Source organism: [Limnothrix rosea] IAM M-220 (genome assembly GCF_001904615.1).
Lineage (GTDB): Bacteria > Cyanobacteriota > Cyanobacteriia > Cyanobacteriales > MRBY01 > MRBY01.
This window is the reverse complement of record NZ_MRBY01000027.1, coordinates 1-21,862: the sequence shown is the minus strand read 5'-3', so window position 1 is coordinate 21,862 and position 21,862 is coordinate 1. Positions and strand designations below refer to the sequence as shown.

Annotated in this window: 16 protein-coding genes and 1 tRNA gene; 7 read left to right on the top strand and 10 right to left on the bottom strand. The window is 47.2% G+C overall.

Annotation, left to right across the window (positions count from 1 at the left end; translation table 11 throughout):
* Nucleotides 1–63: 63 nt before the first annotated feature.
* The gene (locus NIES208_RS11490; RefSeq protein ID WP_075892861.1) at nucleotides 64–1,191 is read right to left on the bottom strand and encodes an LptF/LptG family permease; all 1,128 of its coding nucleotides are present in this window, start codon (nucleotides 1,189–1,191) and stop codon (nucleotides 64–66) included.
* On the bottom strand, nucleotides 1,188–2,336 hold the full coding sequence (locus NIES208_RS11485; RefSeq protein ID WP_075892859.1) for a tetratricopeptide repeat protein: 1,149 nt from the start codon (nucleotides 2,334–2,336) through the stop codon (nucleotides 1,188–1,190). The genes NIES208_RS11490 and NIES208_RS11485 overlap by 4 nt, the downstream gene beginning before the upstream one ends.
* Before the next feature lie 62 nt (nucleotides 2,337–2,398).
* Here NIES208_RS11485 and ppk1 point away from each other — a divergent pair, with 62 nt between their 5' ends.
* A complete protein-coding gene (gene ppk1 / locus NIES208_RS11480; RefSeq protein WP_075892857.1) occupies nucleotides 2,399–4,555 on the top strand; it encodes a polyphosphate kinase 1 in 2,157 nt (718 codons plus the stop codon).
* Nucleotides 4,556–4,727: 172 nt separating this feature from the next.
* Here ppk1 and NIES208_RS11475 read toward each other — a convergent pair whose 3' ends face one another.
* Nucleotides 4,728–5,297, bottom strand: coding sequence for a TIGR04376 family protein (locus tag NIES208_RS11475; RefSeq protein ID WP_075892855.1), 570 nt, complete (start codon nucleotides 5,295–5,297; stop codon nucleotides 4,728–4,730).
* A 79-nt stretch (nucleotides 5,298–5,376) separates the two neighbouring features.
* Here NIES208_RS11475 and NIES208_RS11470 point away from each other — a divergent pair.
* Nucleotides 5,377–5,465: transfer RNA gene (locus tag NIES208_RS11470), tRNA-Ser, on the top strand.
* 98 nt (nucleotides 5,466–5,563) lie between these two features.
* On the opposite strand, the gene NIES208_RS11465 is transcribed toward NIES208_RS11470, so the two are convergent.
* Nucleotides 5,564–8,752: an efflux RND transporter permease subunit gene (locus NIES208_RS11465; RefSeq protein WP_075892853.1), complete on the bottom strand. Its 3,189-nt coding sequence runs from the start codon at nucleotides 8,750–8,752 to the stop codon at nucleotides 5,564–5,566.
* 33 nt (nucleotides 8,753–8,785) lie between these two features.
* Nucleotides 8,786–10,045, bottom strand: a complete 1,260-nt coding sequence (locus tag NIES208_RS11460) for an efflux RND transporter periplasmic adaptor subunit (RefSeq protein ID WP_075892911.1) — start codon at nucleotides 10,043–10,045, stop codon at nucleotides 8,786–8,788.
* Between the two features lie 196 nt (nucleotides 10,046–10,241).
* On the opposite strand from NIES208_RS11460, the gene rseP reads away from it, so the two are divergent.
* Together rseP and NIES208_RS11450 are read left to right on the top strand one after the other, a co-directional pair.
* Complete coding sequence (gene rseP / locus NIES208_RS11455) at nucleotides 10,242–11,333, top strand: RIP metalloprotease RseP (RefSeq protein WP_075892851.1); 1,092 nt, start codon at nucleotides 10,242–10,244, stop codon at nucleotides 11,331–11,333.
* A gap of 90 nt (nucleotides 11,334–11,423) precedes the next feature.
* Nucleotides 11,424–11,693, top strand: coding sequence for a DUF3493 domain-containing protein (locus NIES208_RS11450; protein ID WP_075892849.1), 270 nt, complete (start codon nucleotides 11,424–11,426; stop codon nucleotides 11,691–11,693).
* A gap of 704 nt (nucleotides 11,694–12,397) precedes the next feature.
* On the opposite strand, the gene psbV is transcribed toward NIES208_RS11450, so the two are convergent.
* Nucleotides 12,398–12,910: a photosystem II cytochrome c-550 gene (gene psbV, locus NIES208_RS11445; RefSeq protein WP_075892847.1), complete on the bottom strand. Its 513-nt coding sequence runs from the start codon at nucleotides 12,908–12,910 to the stop codon at nucleotides 12,398–12,400.
* 582 nt (nucleotides 12,911–13,492) lie between these two features.
* On the opposite strand from psbV, the gene NIES208_RS18995 reads away from it, so the two are divergent.
* Nucleotides 13,493–13,633, top strand: coding sequence for a hypothetical protein (locus NIES208_RS18995; RefSeq protein ID WP_171971759.1), 141 nt, complete (start codon nucleotides 13,493–13,495; stop codon nucleotides 13,631–13,633).
* Between the two features lie 193 nt (nucleotides 13,634–13,826).
* Here the strand turns inward: NIES208_RS18995 and NIES208_RS11440 are convergent, their stop codons facing one another.
* The 3 genes from NIES208_RS11440 to amt all read right to left on the bottom strand — a co-directional run bounded on the left by NIES208_RS11440 (nucleotide 13,827) and on the right by amt (nucleotide 18,105).
* Nucleotides 13,827–14,576 carry a sirohydrochlorin chelatase gene (locus tag NIES208_RS11440; RefSeq protein WP_075892845.1) on the bottom strand — a complete coding sequence of 250 codons (750 nt, stop codon included), beginning with the start codon at nucleotides 14,574–14,576 and terminating at the stop codon, nucleotides 13,827–13,829.
* Nucleotides 14,577–14,840: 264 nt separating this feature from the next.
* The gene (locus NIES208_RS11435; protein ID WP_225875299.1) at nucleotides 14,841–15,764 is read right to left on the bottom strand and encodes a homogentisate phytyltransferase; all 924 of its coding nucleotides are present in this window, start codon (nucleotides 15,762–15,764) and stop codon (nucleotides 14,841–14,843) included.
* Nucleotides 15,736–18,105, bottom strand: coding sequence for an ammonium transporter (gene amt / locus NIES208_RS11430; RefSeq protein ID WP_235641380.1), 2,370 nt, complete (start codon nucleotides 18,103–18,105; stop codon nucleotides 15,736–15,738). The genes NIES208_RS11435 and amt overlap by 29 nt, the downstream gene beginning before the upstream one ends.
* Before the next feature lie 179 nt (nucleotides 18,106–18,284).
* Between amt and NIES208_RS11425 the strand changes: the two genes are divergently transcribed.
* On the top strand, nucleotides 18,285–19,448 hold the full coding sequence (locus NIES208_RS11425; protein WP_075892841.1) for a class I SAM-dependent methyltransferase: 1,164 nt from the start codon (nucleotides 18,285–18,287) through the stop codon (nucleotides 19,446–19,448).
* A 47-nt stretch (nucleotides 19,449–19,495) separates the two neighbouring features.
* Nucleotides 19,496–20,569 carry a glycosyl transferase gene (locus NIES208_RS11420; protein ID WP_075892839.1) on the top strand — a complete coding sequence of 358 codons (1,074 nt, stop codon included), beginning with the start codon at nucleotides 19,496–19,498 and terminating at the stop codon, nucleotides 20,567–20,569.
* A 13-nt stretch (nucleotides 20,570–20,582) separates the two neighbouring features.
* On the opposite strand, the gene NIES208_RS11415 is transcribed toward NIES208_RS11420, so the two are convergent.
* On the bottom strand, nucleotides 20,583–21,788 hold the full coding sequence (locus NIES208_RS11415; RefSeq protein WP_075892837.1) for a DUF928 domain-containing protein: 1,206 nt from the start codon (nucleotides 21,786–21,788) through the stop codon (nucleotides 20,583–20,585).
* Nucleotides 21,789–21,862 lie beyond the last annotated feature (74 nt).

Genomic DNA, 21,862 nt, shown 5'->3' with positions numbered 1-21,862 from the left:
CAAGACTTACTGTTGTATTCGTACTCATTCATCAAGATGCGTCGTCGGCATAGCCCGGAATATTTATTTTGCACTTTGCAGCACTAACCCACCGGCGATCGCCATCACGATGACATTCGGTAGCCATGCCGCCAAAATCGGGTGAAGATAGCCCGCAACCCCTGCTGAACTAATCATAAACGCCAAAAAATAATACCCAAAGATCAAGACAACACAGAGACCAAAACCCGTCGCTTTACCTGCACTCTGAGGTCTCAACCCAATGGCCGCACCGACAATCCCCAGCGCTAAACAAATAAACGGAAAGGAGATTTTTTCTTGGAAGCGCACCCGTAGTTTTTGATACCAGCTTTCGTTGCCATCTAGATCAGTCGCGAGCTCCTGCATATAAGCCCGAAGTTGCCAAAGACTCATATCTTCATGCTTTGGCTTGTCATTACTATCTTCATCAACGAGATCAGACCCCAGTTGAATTTGATGGTGATCAAAGCGCAGGACATTTTGGTAGGAACCGTCGGCATCAATAAAATAAATAATGCCATCTTGAAAATTCCATTGATTGCGCGGTAAATCCCATCCTGCTGATTCTGCGGTCATAATTTGGTTGATCGTACCGTTGGAGCGGTCAATAATCGTTAAATCCCGCATCTCTTCGCCGTCAAATTCTGCTGCGTAAAATAAGCGTTTGAGAACGTCGTCTTCTCCATATTCCGGGTAAATTACTTTCTCATCACGGAAGGGAAATTGTCTTTGCTGAAAGGCGTTTTCAAGGGTAACTGTGGCTTGGTAATTCGCGAGGGGAATCACTTGATCTTTAAAGATAAAGGTAATTGCTGTGGCGATAATGCTAAAGAGTAGCGCGGGTAATACTAAACGATAAACACTTAATCCCAAGCTGCGCAGTGCAATAATTTCACTATCACTGGATAAACGACTGTAGACAATTAATGTGGCCAAAAGGACTGCCATCGGTAGGGCGAAGCCGATGAATTCTGGCATCTTTAGGGCCATTACTTTTAGGGCAACACTAAACAGGAGCCGCGATTCGCGCACTTGGGCAATGAGATCAAAGAGACTGCCGACGGCAATGCCGAGGGCGGAAAATAAGCCTAGGCCGAAGATAAAGGCAAGGTTTAGTTCTCCGATGATGTAACGATCAATGACGGGGATTTTGTTGAAGAGGTCTTTCATTGTCGCGGCAGGGTCTCAATAGCAGCGGTAAATATCTCGATGTTGTGGTTCAGTTCTTTGGCGATCGCCAATCCCTGTTGCCACGAAATGAGGGCACTGGGATATAACCCTGAGTTTTCATAGAGTTCCCCTAGGGTGGCATAGGTTTCCATCATGCCGTAGCGATTATAGCTTTCATTTTGTACGATTAAGAGCTGCTCATATACTTGCATTGCAAAGGGTTCATTGTCTTGGGTGAGGTACACTCGAGCCAGTTGGTGTAGGGCATCCTCTGCCACTTCAAGGTACTTCAATTCCCAAGCGAGGGCAAAGGCAAATTCATTGGCATCAATGGCCAGATTGTAGTCTGCAATGCGGTGGGCGTTTTTGGCAATTTTGAGATAAATGCTGGCTAATTTTTGATAATCCAACTCCTGTAAATAAAGGGGCGGTAATTGGCGTTGGACGCGCAGGGCTTCGGCGGGTAGATTAATGGTTTCGTATAAAGTTGAAAAATGTTCGCGATCGCCGATGGTTAGAGCATTTAGCGCTTCAATTTCACCATAGGCGGCGAGGGCTTCTTCGTAGTTAAACCAATCGGCGGCGAGTTGGGCAATGAGTCTCAAGATATCTGCTTTGTAGGGATCATCGAGGGTTTCGAGGTGGCTACGGTACAGTGCGATCGCCGCTCCTGAATTGCGCAGTTGCTGGTAGGCCTCGGCGAGGGGAATTAATAAATTTTCGTTACTCGGATAATCCTCGGCGCGAATGGCATCTAGTCTTTTGGTGATGGCACGGGCATCTTCGATGCGGTTATTTTCCCAGGCGATCGCCCCAATTTCTCCGAGGGATTCGATTTCACCTTGGCGATCCGGCAAAAGTTGCAACAACAGTAAATGGCGCAGCCAGTCGGCGAAAGCGAGTTCCGGCAGTTGCTCCTGCCACTTAACATAGCCTGATAATTTCAAATCCTCTGCTGTACGACTAATGCGACCTGTTTCGAGGGGACTCAAATCACGATCTGCTTCTGCAACAGCCGTCGGCACTAGCGGATCAGCCAAAGGATTTTCTAACGGTGAAACTGCCGGCGCGGCGATCGCCCCTAACTGCCCAAAAATTAACGTTGCACTAAACGAAAGTAAAAGTTGTCGATAACGATTGGTCATGGGGACTTCTATACTTACAATGACTAGGAACCGGTTCTCCCGCTGTCTGAGATTGCGCAATTATGTCTACGATAAAAGCCACCGTTGAACAGAAAAACGACCTCGATAACCCGCAATATTATTTTAATCGTGAATTGAGCTGGCTTGAATTTAACAACCGTGTGCTCAGTGAAGGTCTAGACGAACGAAACCCCCTCCTAGAACGGCTCAAATTTTTGGCGATTTTCAGTGATAATCTCGACGAATTTTTTATGGTGCGGGTTGCCGGACTAAAACAGCAAGTCGAGGCTGGTGTCACAAAACTCTCCTTTGACGGGCGATCGCCATCCCACCAGCTTGTTGATATATATGCCCGTTTAAAAGAACTTGTCCAACGCCAAGACCAACATTTTCAACATACCCTGAAACCCTGCCTTGCCGAAAAAGGAATTCATCTCGTTGATTATTTAGATCTAAACCGCGAACAACGCAACTATCTCCACAACTTCTATGAAGAATCAATCTTTCCCGTTTTAACCCCCCTCGCCGTTGACCCCAGCCATCCCTTTCCCCACATTTCAAACCTGAGCTTAAACCTCGCCGTTGTCATTAAAGAACCCGGCAAAGACGAACAAGAACGCTTTGCACGGGTTAAAGTACCCAAGAATTTTCCGCGTTTTATCCAACTCCCCACAGAACTGTGTTATTACCCAGACCAAGAAGCCGCCGCTTGGGTCGGTGTGCCCCTCGAACAAGTGATTTCCCACAATCTCGATAGCCTCTTTCCTGCCATGGACATCCAAGAATGCTATTCCTTTCGAGTGACGCGCAATGCTTCCCTTTCCGTCGAAGAAGATGAAGCCGATGACTTGATGATTGCCATCGAAGAACAGTTGCATATGCGGCGGTTTAGCGGCTCCGTGGTGCGCCTCGAAATCCACCATTCCATGCCCGAAGATGTGCGGCAAATGCTAATGCAAGAGATGGAACTAGAAGAAACAGATGTCTACGAAGTAGAAGGACTAATCGGTCTAAATAGCCTTTTTTCCTTCTTAGGTTTACCGATGAATCACCTGAAGGATAAACCTTGGAAACCCCTAACACCTGCATGGCTTGATGCCGTGGGGACAGCGCGTGCTGCGGATAATTATGGCCCTAGTATTTTTGAGTTGATCCGCCAGAGCGATCGCCTCTTGCATCACCCTTACCATTCCTTTGCCTCCACCGTCCAAGCCTTTATCGAACAAGCTTCCCAGGATCCAAAGGTGCTCGCCATTAAAATGACCCTGTACCGGACATCCGGTGATTCGCCCATCATTCAGGCTCTAATTGATGCCGTGCGAAATGGCATTCAGGTGGCGGTTTTAGTGGAGCTAAAAGCTCGTTTCGATGAGGAAAATAACATTAACTGGGCAAGGACACTGGAGCAAAAAGGCATTCACGTTGTTTATGGTTTAGCCGGCCTAAAAACCCATACCAAAGTTGTCCTTGTTGTCCGCGAAGAAAAGAAAAAAATCCGCCGCTATGTCCACATTGGCACAGGAAATTACAATCCAAAAACCGCAGGTCTCTACACTGATCTCGGTTTGCTCAGTTGCCGGGAAGATTTGGGGGCTGATCTCACTGAATTATTTAATTTTTTAACCGGTTATTCGCGTCAAAATTCCTACCGCAAGTTGTTAGTTGCCCCTGTCACATTGCGATCGCGCATGGTAGAGATGCTGGAGCGGGAAATGGAACAGGTCAAAACCTACGGTTCTGGCCGCGTCGTTGCCAAAATGAATTCCCTTGTGGATGTGCCGATGATTCAGGCGCTGTACCGCGCCTCCCAAGCGGGCGTAAAAATTGACCTGATTATTCGCGGGATTTGTTGTCTCCGTCCCGGTGTGCCGGGCTTAAGTGAAAATATTAATGTGGTGAGCGTGATTGGTCGTTTCCTTGAGCATTCGCGGATTTTTTATTTTCAAAATGCTGGTAATGAGGAGATGTATATCGGTAGTGCTGACTGGATGACGCGTAATCTCAGCCGCCGTGTGGAAGCGGTTACTCCGGTGGAAGACCCAAAACTAATCGGTGATCTCAACGAAATCTTGGGCATTATGCTCTCGGATAATCGTTTGGCATGGGAGCTGCAACCGGATGGTAAATATCTCCAGCGGCAACCGACGGACGGCGATCGCATCGAGAGTACCCATGATATTTTGATGGAAATGACCCTCAAGGAAACTCAGGACAGTTAGGGGAGAGTGGGGGACGCGGTGACATGGGGACATGGGGACGCGGGGATGGGGTGATATGAAGACAAGGTAAATAAACTGCTTCTAATCCAAAGACTCATTACTCTATGTTGCAACTTCTCCCCGCGTCTCTGACTCGCTTACTCCCCGCGTCTCTAAATCCTCCGCGTCCAAACTACTTGCCCATTTTTTGTTTCATCTGGCGGATTTGCTCGTCCATTTCCCATTGCTGAAATTTAGATTCGAGGGGGTCACTTGCGGCGGTTGGGGGGCGATCGCCGGTGAGATTTTCCCAACTCGTGTCGTAGTTGTTTTGAGCCTGCTGGCTGGCTTGCAATTCTTCCATTTTTGCTTTGACTTCTTGGCGTTTATTTTGCAGTTGAATGAGCAGACTTTTCGCTTGTTCGATACGTTTTTTTGTGCCCTGCATTTTGCCCCAAAGCTGGTTGCCGTCCCGCAACAACATTGCTTCCCGCTGTTTTGCTGCTGCCGCTAAATCCTTCCTGCCGCCAGCTTCTGCCTGTTGTCCCCGCTTGTGCCAATGCTGAATATCCTTGGCGACTTGGGTCAGGCTTTGTTCGATTTGCTCTAACTGTAACTCGAGGTCTCGGTTGAGACGCATTGCTTCGCGTTCTTGTTCTCCCAACTGCTCGGCGATCGCCTGTAATTCGAGGTGGGGATGATTCTTTAAAAATTCCTCCAAACGTGTTTCGAAAAAGCGACCAACATCACTGAAAAGACCCATAGTTTTATTATTAAAAAAATCTTGATTTCAGGTTAGCCTTTTTTTTATTCTTCTGCTAAAATCGTTTAGCGTTGGCTTTGGAGAGATGGCTGAGTGGTCGAAAGCGACACATTGCTAATGTGTTGAGTTGCGTAAGCGGCTCCGAGGGTTCGAATCCCTCTCTCTCCGTTCAAAAGACATAGTATTTTTCATTAACTTTGGTAGGGTTTACCACGGTAAACTGCTGCTGCCTAAGGGTTCGGGAACCATCATCAGTCACCTTGAGGTCAAACTTTTATCGGCAGCTCTTCTCCTACAGAAACAGGTTGCGGTTTACGCTTACGGGGACGACCAAAGCTGTGAAGCAATACATAAAGACAAGGGATAATAAATAGCGTCAACACGGTGGCAAGGGACAAACCCGAAAATACGACGATTCCCAATGGCTGCAAAAATTCTGAGCCTTCTCCAATGCCTAATGCCAAGGGAAATAGACCTAATACTGTCGTAATGGTGGTCATCAAAATTGGGCGGAGTCGTTGGGGAGCAGCTTCTAAAATTGCCGCGCGATAACTGAGGCGATCGCGTTCCCGGATTTGGTTCGCGAGCTCCACCATAATGATGGCGTTATTGACGACAATACCGACTAGTAAAACGACTCCCACGATTACCGTTGCACCGATCGCCGTCTCTGTGACAAAAAGCCCTAAAATGCCCCCAGCGAGAGCCAGTGGTACAGTCAGCATAATGACCAAGGGATCAATGAGGGAGTTATATTGCACTGCCATCACCACAAATACGAGAAATGCCGCCATTGCGCCCAATACTTTTAAAGCTAACTGTAACTGTCGATTCGTTTCGCCAGCGGAACTAGGGAGACGGGATATGCCCTCTGGTAATGCTAAATCTGCAAAAATGTTGTCTAATTCTGCCAAAGCATCGCTCAAACTCGCTCCTTCGCTGAGGCTACCTTCGATGAGTAAAATTTGTCGCTGGTTAATGCGCTGGATTTCGCCGGGGGCATCGCCCTGACTAATGGTCGCTAGATCGCCTAATTTCACCAATTTTTGACTGTCGGTAAAGAGTGGAATGCTTCGCAGTTGGGAGGGTTGCTGGATCGTTTGGGGTTGCAGCTGAACGCGAACATCGACGAGGCGATCGCCCCGCTGTAGTTGAGTCGGCACAGAGCCGTCGAGAGCCGTTTGAATGGTGTCACCAATTTCTGAAGCCGTGAGGCCTAGGGTGGTTGCCCGTTGCCAATCGGGGATGATTTGGACTTCTGGTTGGGGAGGCGCAGCATCGGGTTCATAGCGAGCGAGGGTTGCCCGTTCGCCAAGGGCTGCGAGGACAATTTCGCCAGCGCGATCCAGCGTTTTAATGTCTGTTCCCTGTAAAACTAAATCGATATCATCCCGCGTGGGGGAATTACTCAGAAATAAGCCCCGCACTGTTCCCGGACGCATAAAAATAGAAGTGCCGATCGCCCGTATATTTTTGTTTAGTTCGCCATTGACTCGACCGACGTAGCTCGCCACATCTGTTCCGGGTTTGAGGGTAATGGTGCTTGATCCCCGCAGGGCATTGTTCACCGTAATATTGCTAAAAAGCGCGCCCCCAGCGGTGGTGAAAACATACTCCGTTTCGGGTTGCGCCAGGAGCACTGCATCAACGGCGGCCATCACTTTACGATTTTCTTCGACGGTTGTGCCCACGGGAAAACGGACAAATAATCCAGCTAAGCCGGTATTAATGCTTGGTAAAATTTCCTGCGGTAATTGCCCCACCATGAAAAAGCTACTACCGCCAAAGATGGCGATCGCCCCGACAATGACAAAAATTTTGCGATCAACCACCCAATGCAAAAGTTTGCTGTAATTTGCCGTTAGCTTCTCTAAGCCTTGCCCAAATAAACGAATGGGCGGCGTATTTTTTAAATTACTGGAGGTGCGCATCGTCAGTAATCGCGCGGAAAGGGACGGCACAATGGTCAACGCAATAATCAGGGAGGCGGCTACGGCAAAACTGATGGTCAAAATCAGTTCGCTAAAAATTAGCGCGAGAAATCCGCCCACCAACAAAAAAGGTAAAACTGAAACGAGGTTTGTGGTGGTGGAAGCGAGGAGAGCCGATTCCAGTTCTTGGCTACTGCGTTCAACATTGCGCCGTAACTTTCCCCGTGAGCCGTTACGTTCCTGAGTGGGGCTCACGCCTTTGGCAATATTTTCGAGCATCACAATGGAGTTATCCACGACGATGCCCACCCCTAACGCCAAGCCACCCAAACTAAAGACATTTAGCGACAAATTAAAGAGTCGCATCAAGATAATCGCGGTTAGAGTTGCCAAGGGAATTGCTAAGACAATAATCAACGTTTGGCGCAGAGAACCGAGGAAAAAGAAGACGGCGATCGCCGCGAGGGTAGCACCAGATAATCCGGCGATCGCGACATTTTGAATAGAGTTGCGAATGAAACGAGATTCGTCGAGGGTAGCGGTCATCTCCAAATCATCGGTGAGCAAACCAGATTCTCGTAGCTCTTCCAGCTTCGCTTTCACGCCGTCAATAACTTGGATGGTGTTGGCATCAGGCTGTTTTTGCACCGTCACTTTCACGGCAGGTTGACCATTGAGGGTCACGGTTAACCGTTGTTCGGCAATGCCATCGTTAATATCCGCAACGTCTTGGAGCGTAATGGTTTGAGGATTATCGTTGGAGCCGACTTGGATCGGCAAATTACGAATTTCATCGGCATCGGAAAATTTACCAATCACCCGTGTCAGGGCTTCCGATTCACCGCCCCGCAATAATCCGCCAGAAGTATCTGTATTGCGATCGCCTAAAGCATTTAAAACATCGGCAATATCTAAGCCCAAAGCCTGCAACCGTTTGAGATCGAGATTCACCTGAACTTCTTCTTCCACGCCGCCGGACACATCTACATTGGCAACACCGGGCACACGAATTAATTCTCTTGCTAATTCCTCATCCGCAAAAATCCGCAGATCCACAGGCTGCAAAATACTGGAGGTTAAGGCCATTTCATAAATGGGCAACTGGGATGGATCAAACCGAAAAAGGCGGGGCTGTTCAATGGTGTCGGGGAGCGAACTTCGAGCCCGGTTTAAGGTGGCGGTGGCATCGTTTAAGGCTTGATCAACATCGGCTCCCGCATCAAAAAAGAGATCAATACTGATGCGTCCTTCCCGGGTTTGGGAAAAAATTTGCGTGACCCCTTCCGTCGCAGCGAGGGCTTCTTCCAAAGGTCGCGTAATTTCATTGACCGCCACCTCCGGCACGACACCGGGGGCATCTGCCCGCACTCCGATGCGTGGATAACTAATGGCTGGAAGTAAATCCACCGGAATCTGAAACAGCGAATAAAAACCCACCACAATCAAGGCGATCGCCAACATGAGTGTGCCGATATGCCGCCGAATGGCAAGGGTAGTAAGACTGACCTTTGGGGGAGTAGCCATAATTTTGGGGGGATTAGTTAAGGATGCAAATAGTTATGGTTCAGATAGGAGGCTTAGGGTAACGGTTTCACCCGTGACTAGGGGGCGATCGCCTTTGAGGATATATTTTTCGTTCGGGTTCAAACCAGACAAAATTTCCACCATACCGTTATCGATTTCGCCGAGCTGCACCGGACGGGTTTGCACCGTCGTTTCTTCACCGATAGTGACCGGCACAAAAATCACGTCGCCGCTAGTTTCTCCCACCTCTAACGCTTCTACTGGAATAGTTACTGTTGGCGTTAAAGCACTTTGCTTACTCACCCGCGCCAATAAACCCGCTGCAATTTTTCCGGCAGGGTTCGGGATCGTCACCTCAACGGGAATTAGGCGAGCTTCGGGGTCTGCAATGGGAGAAATTTGCGTCACTTCTCCTGAAAAAGTTTCACCGGGAAAAGCGTCAAGCTGTACTGAAACCAATTTGCCAAGACTAAATTCACGCAGATCACGGTCGGAAATTTTTATTTCAACTTTAACAGCGCTCAAATCACCGATTTCTACTAGGGTTTGACCCGATGGAATCGTATCTCCGGCTTCGGCTGTCTTGGAGAAAATCACCCCTGTTTGCGGCGAAAAAATCTGGGTGCGGGTAAAACGTTCTTGGTTCTGCGCCAAAATTGCCTGCTGGGCGACTACTCGTTTTTGGGCGGCGGCGATCGCCTGTTTTTTTGTGGCCAGTTGCGCCTGACTAGACCGTAAAATTTGGGAGGCTGTTTCTTGCGCTGTTGCTGCCAATTCTGCCTGTTGCGCGGCGATCGCCCCCGTTGTCGCTAACTCCTGAAAACGTTTGGCATCAGCCGTTGCCTGCTTTAAAGCGGCCTTATTTTGGGCGATTTGGGCGGTGATTTCGGCGAGTTCTGATTCTGCTTCGCGCACCTCAAACTGTCTCGCTGCCAGTTCTGCGGCGGCTTCATTGACCTCGGTTTGCAGCAAGTCCGGTTCGATAATACCGAGTAGCCTGCCCTGTTCTACCCCATCACCCACGTCTACGTTGAGGGCCAGTAACTGCCCTTCGAGACGGGAGCGTACCGTTACCGTTTTCAGCGGTAAAGTTGTCCCAGTATAGGTTTCTGTCGCTTCAGCATTGGTTGCAGCGGCGATCGCCACATCCACTAACGGCGGTTGTTCTTCTGTCTCCTGTTCAGGACGGAATGGTTGGGCGACACCTTCTTGTTCAAGGCCGCAGCCGACGGTCAGTACCGACAAACTGGCCACGAAGCCAATACCGACGAAGGATTTAAAAAATTGCAGCATGGGAAAAACATCCGCTCCCATCGGAGCCTTTTGAAGGGGAATTGTCCGAGGAAATTGTCACTAACCTTAACATTTTCTTCTCGTTTTACTGCTTCCCCTAAGCATAAAACAGCCATGCTTTGTCACCTCCACTGGAGCGATCGCCTACAATAATCTAGATACAAAGAATTTTATTTAGACAAAAGAAAGAAGCATTATGTCCGTATTGGCGGCGATCGCAGTATTAGCACTCCTCATCGTGATCCATGAATTGGGGCATTTCTCAGCGGCTAGACTCCAGAATATTCATGTCAACCGTTTCTCCATTGGCTTTGGTCCGACCCTGCTGAAATATCAAGGCAAAGAAACAGAATATGCCATCCGCGCCTTTCCCCTAGGCGGTTATGTCGGTTTCCCCGATGACGACCCCGACAGCGACATTCCCCCTGAAGATCCTGATCTACTGCGCAACCGTCCGATCTTTGACCGGGCGATCGTGATCAGTGCTGGGGTCATTGCCAATCTGATTTTTGCGTATTTTTTGCTTGTCACCCAAGCCGGAACCGTTGGTTTCCAAGACATTGACTATCAACCCGGTGTTCGTATTCCTGATGTTTTAACCGCCGTCGCATCCCCTGCGGCACAGGCTGGCATCCAAAGCGAAGATGTCGTCCTTTCTGTCAATAACACCCCTCTTTCCACTGGACAAGATGCCCTTGAAGAATTACGGGATTTGATTCAAGATGCTCCCGGCAAATCGCTAACTTTGCAAATTTTACGAGATAGCGAAACCGTCTCTGTGGAGGTTACCCCCGATGCTGGTAATGACGGTAAAGGAAAAATTGGGGTGATGCTTGCGCCCAACGGAGAAATCGTCCGTCGCCGTGCCGAGAACCCAGTTGCAGCGCTTCAAGCAGGTTCTAGAGAGTTTCAGCGGCTCATCGGTTTAACGGTTCAGGGCTTTGCCCAACTCATTTCGAACTTCGGCGAAACAGCTCAGCAAGTTGCGGGGCCTGTGGCGATCGTGGCGGTGGGCGCAGATTTAGCGAAGGATGATCTCAGCAACCTATTTCAGTTTGGCTCCTTGATCAGTATTAATTTAGCCATTATCAATATTTTGCCCTTGCCTGCTTTGGATGGCGGTCAACTTGCCTTTTTATTGGTGGAAGGCCTGCGTGGCAGACCGCTACCGATGCGTATCCAAGAAAATATTATGCAGACAGGTTTGGTCTTGCTCCTTGGGCTTGGGGTCTTCCTCATTGTGCGTGACACTGTGAATTTGGCCTTCTTCCAAAATCTTATGCGCTAGGCTCGGCGATCGCCTCTTACCCTCATTCTAGAGATCTTAGAGTGGGGGTTTTTATTGTTTTTAATCATTTAATTTTTACAAAAAGCAATTATGTCTCAGAAATTCACACCAGAAAAACTCGAACGTCTACGCATCGAAGCCCAAAATCCCTACCGTACTCTGCGGCAATTTGTTTATATTTGCTTTGGCATTTCTGGTTTTGTCGGTGGTTTGGTCTTTATTGGTCAGATTGCGGCTGGTCGCGATCTCGCGAATGCAATTCCAAATTTTGGGGTGCAGGCGGGTGTCGTGGGTCTCATGATTTTTTTGTGGCGTTGGGAAGATAAAAATAAGAAGAAAAATAGCCAGCAGAAAAAATAAACTTCCGATCCCTATGGTGAGTTATTCGCGAACAACCCCTACAGTATTTTGATTTTTGTCTTATGTCGGGAGGTCACTCAGATGTTCCCAACAATATGGGTCATGGGGCTTTTCTAAAACTTATCGCCGTCGGTTAAATTTCAGATTTGGTCTTGTTTGGGGCGATCGCCACCATAGGGAAGAAGTAAATAACGTCAGTTATGGATAAGCATGTAGCCAAAATTCTCTAGAGAAAAAAAGACATGGAGAGGAAGCAACGACAATTTGCATTTTTTGAAAGCTAGGATTATTTGCATAGAAACATCTCCCGATCTCTCGCTCTCTCCTTCACCGCGTCGTACTTCCGAGCATGCTTAAGCAAAACTCACATTAAATAACGTCAGTTCGGGTTAAGTACTAGCCTGAATGCCTCCGAGAAACGGAAGACACAAGCAGAGGGAGAAACGGAGAATCAATCGACATTCAAATTTTTTAATACCTGTGGTTGTTTGTTGGCATAAAAAATCCCCCCTCACTTACTCTCCCCTTCGCCGCATTGTCATGCCGAACCTTTCTTAAACCGAACTCAGGTTAAAGACTTGATATCTCCGCACTATATAAATCACCAACAAAAAAGACAACCAACTTTGGTTGCCTTAGGGTATTTATTTCGGAAATTTTATAGATAGATTTCAAAAATAAAACTTCAAAAGTAAAACAGACTATTAGTTAAAGAGCTTACCACCGCCCCAGCCTTCGCCAAGAACCTGAGCCTGCACAAGAACATAACCAGAAACATTTTGAAGATCTTCTTCGTTGTAGTTTCTCATGGAGCTCCAGATGTCAGCGCGGGTAGTGTTGGGGTGGAGTTGGAGAAGATCATACTCACCGTCATAGGAAGTCGGGTTCTTCAGGTAGTCCACCATCGCAAGGATATTGTCGCGGCGGGGATCTGCGCCTTTTAGGTCATCTAGACCTAAAGTAACGTTGGGATTACTTTTCGTACGGCCAGTGTTGTGGCACTGACTACAGGTATCAATAAAGACTCGTAAGCCCTTGGCAATTTGTTGGTCGCTCAGAACAACGGTTTCAGTTTCACTGAGGTTTACGGTACGGTCTGCTTCACGCAATTCAGTTGCGTTAGCCACAGTGGTATTGAGCTGCCAAAATAGCATTACAAATGCAGCAACGCCAAAAATAAATTTTTTAAGTGGGTCGATCCCCAGAATTTTATTCATGTTTTTCCTCGGTACAGCAATAGCTTAATAAATCTGTCTCCACTTATTTAACTGCGAAGGCAGTGCTACAGGCAAGATTTTGTCGCTGTTCTAGGTATATATCCTTATGATTGTCTTGCGCTGAAATGGTTTAGGCGAAATTTTCCTAAAAACCATCATCATCATGCCATTCAGTGGAATTGTTCTTGGCAATCTGTAAAGAAGAGCAATACTTTAAGGAAAGTTGCGGTTTGCTGTTTTTTTGTCGTTAAGGCTACATTTGATTGATTTTTTTGTATGGGTTGCTACCATTTTTATGGTGTGATGTTGATTTTTTGAGAATGTGACGTGGGTTAATGTGAGTTTTGTTGAAGGATGCTCGGAAGTACGACGTGGTGAAGGAGAGAGCGAGAGATCGGGAGGTGTTTCTATGCAAATAATCCTAGCTTTCAAAAAATGCAAATTTTCGTTGCTTCCCTGTGTTTTTCCCTCTCTATGTCTTTTTTTCTCTAGAGGGTTTTGGCTACATGCTTATCCATAACTGACGTTGGGTTTGGCGATCGCCTGATAATCTTCATGGGGGAGCGATGATGCTATCACTCCATGGGTTCTGAGAATCGTCACATTTTAAGTTGTCAGCAATGTCTGTTTTGCGCAAGAGTTTTAAATCTAATGATCAATGCCACTGCTGTTATTTCTCGGCAGGCGATCGCCGCCATTTACAAGCTAGAGCCTGAAGTATGACGAAAGGATAATCGCAATGAAGAGGTGCGAGCTTGATAAGAGGCTTTAACGGAGCTGCGCTTGTTTAATGGCTCGGTGGATGGAGTGTATGGCACGAAAATGAGTCATATTTTCCCTGGGGAGGAGTGAGGGGCGAGTTGTCGGTGAGTCACGTAACAGACTGAAACCTCTGAGCCTCTGGGGATATTTTGTTTCATCGAGATATTAGATTGTTGGGCTTGTTTTTTTTTGTTGACTTGTTTTTTTTGTTTAATAATGCGGCGATCGCCACAGCGCAGTCAGGTTGTGTACCAAATGGCTGCCCCAAATAAAATTGCAGTCGTGAATAGGATTGTTGTAATTCGTGCACTTGTGCGGCGATCGCGGCGGGTATTTTGCCAGAAAAGAGAAAATAGGGCACAACATAAACGATATTAAGATCTTCCTTGGTGAGTAGGGCGATGGTTTCTTGGAGGGCTGGCTCTGTCGCCCAGTAGGCGGTATTTGCATTGAGGGATGCCGCTAGGGTCTCAATTTGGGGATTCGCGCCAGTGCGGCGGCTCCCGTGGGCAAGGAGAACACGTTTTGCGTCGGGGTGCTTCTCAAATTGGCGTTCGAGAAAAGGGGCAAGTAAGCCGTCTTTGCCAAGGTATGGCAGGGTCTGTATTGTGATTTTTGGAAATTGTTGACGAAGTTGGGCGATCGCCCCAGGGATATCTTCGCGCACATGAACGCCGGGCAAAAGAAATAATGGCAATATTTGCAGGTGGATGTCTGATTTGTCAGGGTATGTCTCAAGATATTGGGTGATCGCCGTCACCATGGGTCTGTCTGTACATTCGAGGTAGACACCACAAACTGGATGGGCAACCCTGGCACTGACCCGTTCTAGGAGTAGATTAAATTCTTGGCGATAAACCTCGCTATAACTGCCATGGACGACGACAACCGACAACTGTTGCATATATCCTCAAAGGTTTGGTGGATTTATTAACGGATTAACGATTATAGAAGTCCTCGACAAAAATTGTTGGATTTGGACTGAAGGCAACTAGGTTCGGGATTAGTAAAGCTTGGCCTGTCGATGGAAATAGGGGGATTGGTGACACGGAGATTTGATATAAAACAGGGATTGCGATTAAAAAATAGGCGTTTCACCCTGTTCTGTAATCTTGTCAGTCTCCTTTTCTCTAATGATTTTTCCCTAGGGGCTTAACCCCAACTCACCCTAAGGCAGTAAATTGACAACGATAAATAAAATATATTCCAAGAAAAATAGCTTCCAAATAAATTGGTAAAAGGCGGCGATTTCTTGTTTTTGGGCGAGGTTTACCCTCTGGCTGCGGTAGATAAGGGCGATCGCCAGTGCCATATGGGCAATGGTAAAGACCAAAGGATTGAGGCTGGTTGCCAAGAGCCAGACACCAGCAATCATCCCAAGGTAACAAGCGCCGATAATGCCGAGGGATAGGTTAAAAATTTTGCGCTTTCCGAGGAGCAGCGTAAAGGTTTTAATGCGGTATTGTTGATCGCCCTCCATATCCGGTACATCTTTAAAAATGGCGATCGCCACCGTAAACACAATAATGAACGCAGTTAATAACCAAACAGTCGGAGTAATCACGACGGATTGACTGGAGATATCGCGAAAATGGGCAAATAATCCGAGATTTACCACAACGCCCCGCACGGTAAAAATGCACATCGCCGCGAGGAGGGGAAACCGTTTCAGGCGCACCGGCGGCAAAGAATACATCGTGCCAATGGCAAGACTACTCACCACCGTTACCGTCAGCCATAGCCCACTAAAAATACTTAAAAGTAAGGCGATCGCCCCAGAGAGGAGCACAATCAGCCAGCCGGTTTTTGCCGAAAATTCCCCAGCGGCAACCGGCAAGTGGGGTTTATTAATTTTGTCGATGTCAATGTCAGTGAGCTGATTTAAACCCACAATAAAAACATTGCCGCCGAGACAAGCAATCCATGCCGTCAGTACAAACCAGCCGTAGAGACCAAACAATTGCTCCGGTGAGTTGGCAAGAAAAGCCAAAGCCCAGACACTTAAACTTGTGCCGATGATGGTGTGGGGACGGGAAAATTGCCAGAGCGATCGCCAAAAGGGTTTAGGGCGAGATGGGGAATTCACAGACAAACTTGGCACCTTCAGGAAAATTAGGTTCACACCAAATCTTACCGTTATGTTTTTCCACAATGATTTGATAGCAAATGGAAAGACCTAAACCTGTGCCTTTCCCGACGGGTTTTGTGGTAAAAAATGGATCAAATAGTTTTGTGCGAATCTTGCTTGGTACGCCCTTACCATCGTCGGCGATCGTGACCCGCACCATCTGTTGTGCTTCTATGTGGCGAGTTGTTATCCAGATAGTACCGGGGCGGCGGGGATTGGCTTCATAAATTTCATCTAGCATATCCATCCCATTGGAGAGGAGATTCATAAAAACCTGGTTGAGCTGGCTCGGATGACATTCGATGGGGGGCAAATCATCAAAATCCGTGATGACTTTCATGGGTTGTTGACTGGGAAAACGTTCAATTCGGCGTTTGAGGAGAAGTAAAGTGCTTGCTATGCCTTCATGGATGTCCACCTGCTTTTGGGGGGCTTCGTCTAAACGGGAGAAGTTGCGCAGGGAAACCACGAGGTTCTGAATACGTTCGCTACCGTGGTGCATTGATTTGAGAATACTGGGAAGATCTTCGACGATAAAGTCCAGTTCTAAATCTTCAAGGCGATCGCTAATTTCATCTGGTGTCGGTGAAAGATGTTCTTGATAAAGATGAATTAGCTCAATTAAGCTCGCGGTATATTCATCTAGATATTTTAAATTGCCATAAACATAATTAATGGGGTTGTTAATTTCGTGGGCGACCCCCGCCACCATTTCCCCAAGGGAAGACATTTTCTCTGACTGAATCAGTTGCGTTTGGGTTTGCTGTAGTTCTTGGAGGGTGAGGGTGAGGGTATCGGCAAATTCTTGAAGTTCCGCTTGGGATTGCCGTAGGGCATCTTCGGTTTTTTGATGTTCTCGTATCTCTGCTTCTAGGCTATTGTTTGTGGCGGTGAGGGCATGGGTACGCTCAATGACTTTAAATTCTAATTCTGCAGCGAGGGTTTCGCTGTGTTCTAAAGCGACCTGTAGGCGATCCATTACCCGGTTATAGCGCTCTGCAATGACACCTACTTGGGTGAAGGGTTCAACGGGGGCACGCAAACTTAGATCTTTTGTTTGAGCCTGTTGATCCATCACTTGCATGAGTTCGTAAATATCTGTGTGGGCATGGTGCTCTGTGATATTGAGGCCGAGATGTTCTGCTTCGACGGAGACGCGTAGGGGAAAAAACTGCCGCCATAACCAAATCAGCAGATAGCTCACGCCAAAGGACCACACGAAGGCGATCGCCACCCCAGAGACTTGAATCCATAACTGTAGTAGGCGATCAAGGGGTAATCGTTCGGGTTGGCCGAAGAGGGCAACACCCACTGTTCCCCAAGCTCCGGCAAAACCATGGACTGGAATGGCGGCGATCGCATCATCAATTTCCCAACAATCTAACCAATATTCGCCAAGGAGCATCACAGCTCCCCCCGTGGCACCGACGACCACAGACATGGGCGTACTAATGATATGGCAACAAGCAGTCACCGCTACCAAACCAGCTAAACAGCCATTGATTAGCGCCTCAACTTCGATATTTTGTGTTTGAATAGCTCGAATACCGCCAGCACTTATCAGTCCGGCAACACCAGCCATCAAGGTATTGAGCAAAATAATGGGAACTTGGTCATTAAACGCCAATGTGCTGCCTGCATTAAAGCCAAACCAGCCAAACCACAGCAACATGGCTCCCAATACCGAAATAATCAAATTTGAGCCGTGAATTTTGCGAGATCTGCCACCTTCATACCGACCGGTACGGCTACCAAGGTGCATTAAAGTGGCGAGGGCAACCCATGCCCCAATGCTATGGACGACCGTTGATCCGGCAAAATCAATAAATCCGAGTTTACCCAACCAGCCTTGCAGTGCAGGGCTATCTAAACCATTCCAAGCCCAATGTCCGAAGGCGGGATAGACCAGACAAGAAATCATCATGGCGATCGCCAAATAGGCTGTAAATCTTGTACGTTCGGCGATCGCCCCAGAGACAATCGTAGTCGCAGTCCCACAAAACATAATTTGAAAAAAGAAAAAAGCAATACCTTGGGGATCCTGCCAGTCGTGGAGAAAATGGCTCTGACCCCACCAGCCCGTTGCAGACACACCAAACATGAGACCATAGCCAACAACCCAAAAGCAAAAGGCAGACACTGCGAAATCTGCTAAATTTTTAACCGCAACATTAATATTATTTTTCGAGCGCGTTAGACCTGACTCCAAGCACATAAAGCCCGGCTGCATCAAGAAAACCAAGCAAGCGCACATCAAAATCCACAGACTATCTACCATTTCAATGCCCTTGATGTTTTTTGCCACATACCTGCGACCCTACCCTGTTAGCGACAGCCCGGAAATTTCACCCCATACCTTTCCAGAAGAAACAGAGTTGGACAGGAAAAAAATCAATGTTTGTTTGCCAATCTAAACCAAGTTTAGTACAACTTTTCTCGACGCTTTGCCTTTCCCTCACAATCTAGGACTTTAGTGAATAAACTATGACTTCTCCGCTTTTTCTCACCCTACAAGACCGCATTAAAGCCTCTAACAAAAAGGCAATTTCCTTTGCTGAATATATGGAGCTTGTTCTCTACGATCCTGATCAGGGTTATTACAGTAGTGGGCATGTCGAGATCGGTAAAGAAGGAGACTTTTTTACGGCTTCTTCTTTAGGATCTGATTTTGGTGAACTTTTAGCTGAGCAGTTTATTGATTTACAGAAAAAATTACAGTGTGATACATTCCAAATTGTGGAAATTGGAGCTGGGAAAGGTCAGTTAGCTTGGGATATTTTGACCTATATTCAACGCCAGTATCCGCAAATTATGGCAAAGCTAGAGTACATTATTATTGAAAAATCGCCGGCTTTAATTCAACAACAACAGGCTCGGTTACAAGGGTTATCAAAAGGGATTAAAATTACTTGGTCTAATTGGTCGGCGATCGCCCCGGATAGTATCACTGGCTGTATTTTTAGTAATGAGCTTTTAGATGCTTTCCCTGTCCATCGTGTGGCGATCAAACAAGGGGAACTACAGGAGATCTATGTCACGCTAGATGCTGATTCTTCAACGGGATTAAAAGAAATCTATGGTGAATTGTCTAATTCTGCTTTAGCTGATTATTTTAAAAATCTAAATTTGGCGATCGCCGATTACCCGGAAAATTTTCAGACAGAAATTAATTTGCAAATGTTTGATTGGTTAAAATTGGTCGAATCAAAGCTAAATAAAGGCTATATTTTGTCCATTGATTATGGTTATCCTGCGGCAAAATATTACCATCCCCAACGTTCCCAAGGGACATTACAAGCCTATTTCAAACATCGCCACCATAGCGATTTTTATGTCAATTTAGGGCGACAAGATTTAACAGCCCATGTGGATTTTACGAGCTTACAAAATTTTGGTGAAAGTTTTGATTTATATACTTTTGGCTTGACGCAACAAGGGTTATTTTTGATGGCCTTAGGGTTGGGCGATCGCCTGAATGAACTAGCAACAAATCCCCAAGATGTCATGACTGTATTACATCGCCGTGATGCCCTCCACCAACTGATTGATCCTATGGGATTAGGTAAATTTTATGTTCTATTGCAAGGCAAAAATCTTACTGCACAACAATTAAAATCTGTGCCAAAAGGTTTTGCGCACCCTGTCTAGTTTTGCTCTAACCTAGGTAGCGGAAGAATTACCGAGATTTCCTGCCTATGCGTCCCGTTTTATATCTTGCGATCACAAGCCACGGATTTGGTCATGCTGTGCGTACGGCGGCGGTGGCGGCTAAGGTGCAGGAGTTTTTACCTGAGACGTTACTTGTGTTTGTCACGACTGTGCCCAATTGGTTATTGGCGGGCTACATCAAGGGTGACTATATTCAACGGGCAAAAAAGCTGGATGTGGGGGTGGTTCAGGCCGACAGTTTTACGATGGATCAGCCGACAACCCTTGCTAAATTGCAGGATATTCGTCACCGTGCTGACCGGATTATTGCGGATGAAGTGGATTTTTTGCGGCTTAATAAAGTGGGTTTGGTGCTGGCTGATATTCCGCCCCTCGCGGCTCCTATTGCCCATGCGGCGGGTGTTCCCTGCTGGTTTATGAGTAATTTTGGGTGGGATTTTATTTATCGTGATTGGGGTGGTGATTTTGTGCCGGAGGCGGATTGGATTACAACGCATTACCACAGTGGCGATCGCCTATTGCGGTTGCCGTTAAATGAGCCGATGACGCGATTTGCCAATATTACCGATGCTGGGCTAATTGGGGGTTCCCCTAATCAAGATCCCCAAGTCTTACGAGAAACTTTTTCCCTGACAAAATCCAAGGCAAAAACAATTTTATTAACCTTTGGTGGCTTGGGCTTAGACGGTATTCCCTATGATGTTTTAGCGCAATTTCCTGACTATCAATTTATTACCTTTGACCGCCAGGCACCGGATTTGGATAATCTTCGCAAAATTACTGATGTGGCCTATCGTCCCGTTGATTTTTTTCCCCTCTGCGATCGCCTTGTCTCGAAGCCCGGTTTTGGCACATTTGCCGAGGCGATGCTCCAAGATTTACCCGTAGCAACTTTGCCGCGCAATGACTTTGCCGAAGGGGCTGTTTTACTAGAAGGCCTACAGAAATTTAGTCACCACCAAATTCTTGATCCCACCACATTCCGTCAAGGTGATTGGGACTTTATTCGAGAAACACCGACTCCACCCACCGGCGATCGCCCTATTGATAAATCCGGCTTAACGGCGATCGCCACAGAAATTGCGAACTTTTTGAGTTAGCCACCCAAAAATTCTAGGGTCGCTCAGACATTCTCAAAACTCTGGGCTTGGGTTTATCGACAGCTTCCCCTTGATTGCTGATCGGTTCTATCACATCACCCCTCTCGGAGCCTTCCAACCAGAATTTATCTTCGGGGAAAAACGTGTCTAATAATTGCTGCCATACTACCGGATAATCAGAGCGGTAGGTCGCTAAAAGATTGACCGTATCACCCCATAACCCAAAGAAAGCAGAAAGCTGGGCTAGTTCCATGGCAATGTAACTACGTTCTTCACTAAAGCGTATCAGTGCGCTACGACTCATATTAGGCGACGTTGTAATGAGGCTTTCCATTTGATTCCCCAACCGGTTATAGCGTTGCCATAAATCGCTGTAATGAGATTTGAGCTCTGCTTCGACCCACGCTAGAGTTTCCGGCTGACCGCCATCGGAAAGGGAACCCCCCAGAGCCTGACGATTGGGCAAAGTCAAAACAGAATCATTTTGTAATAACGCATTACGCAAAGCTTGGATGGTGGTTGCTTGGGTATCTAAAGTGATCTGGGAAATTGTGTGGCGGCGTAATGCACCATACAAATAGACATCGGTCGCGCGATCACGCTCATCACAGGTCAAGGTCAAATCCCAGAGATATTTTTTACCCGGTTCTAGGGCATGTTTCGGTAACGTAATTTGGACAAAACCTTGGCGATTACTAATGTCATTGAATTCTTCATAATGCGCTAAAAATTCTTGTTTATTCGCTGCACCTAGGACTTCGAAGTTTTGCCCTTCTTTGAGGATGCTAAATTCAGCTCTGATGGCATTATTTTCTGGAATATAGAACCATAAACTAATTTCTGAGGAAACGGAATCGGCGATCGCCTCGCCTCCAGCCACCGGTAAAATCCCTCGAAATAGTCGAATAGAGTCTTTCTCTATGCAATACCCTCGCCTCGTTTCATGGGGCGTTGGTGGCATGCCAGACTCTGGTACTGGCAAATAAAGACCGCCCCCTCCCACCGTGCCATCCCGACTCGGACTGCCAATATTGTCCTGCGGTGGAAATGTACCCATGCTACCCCCCATTGTGCTGTTTCCCTCAGGCCGCTCAACACCCAGTGGTGAAAATTGCGCGAAATCCATTGGCGTTAGCTCCGTGGCCATCACCGCCTCTTGGGCATAGCTAAGACCTAGGGTTACAAGGATAAATTTCCAACTAACATCGTGGTTCTTCATGGAGTCAGTCCAAATAAGTAACGTGAGTTTTGCTTAAGCATGCTCGGAAGTACGACGCGGTGAATGGGAGAGCG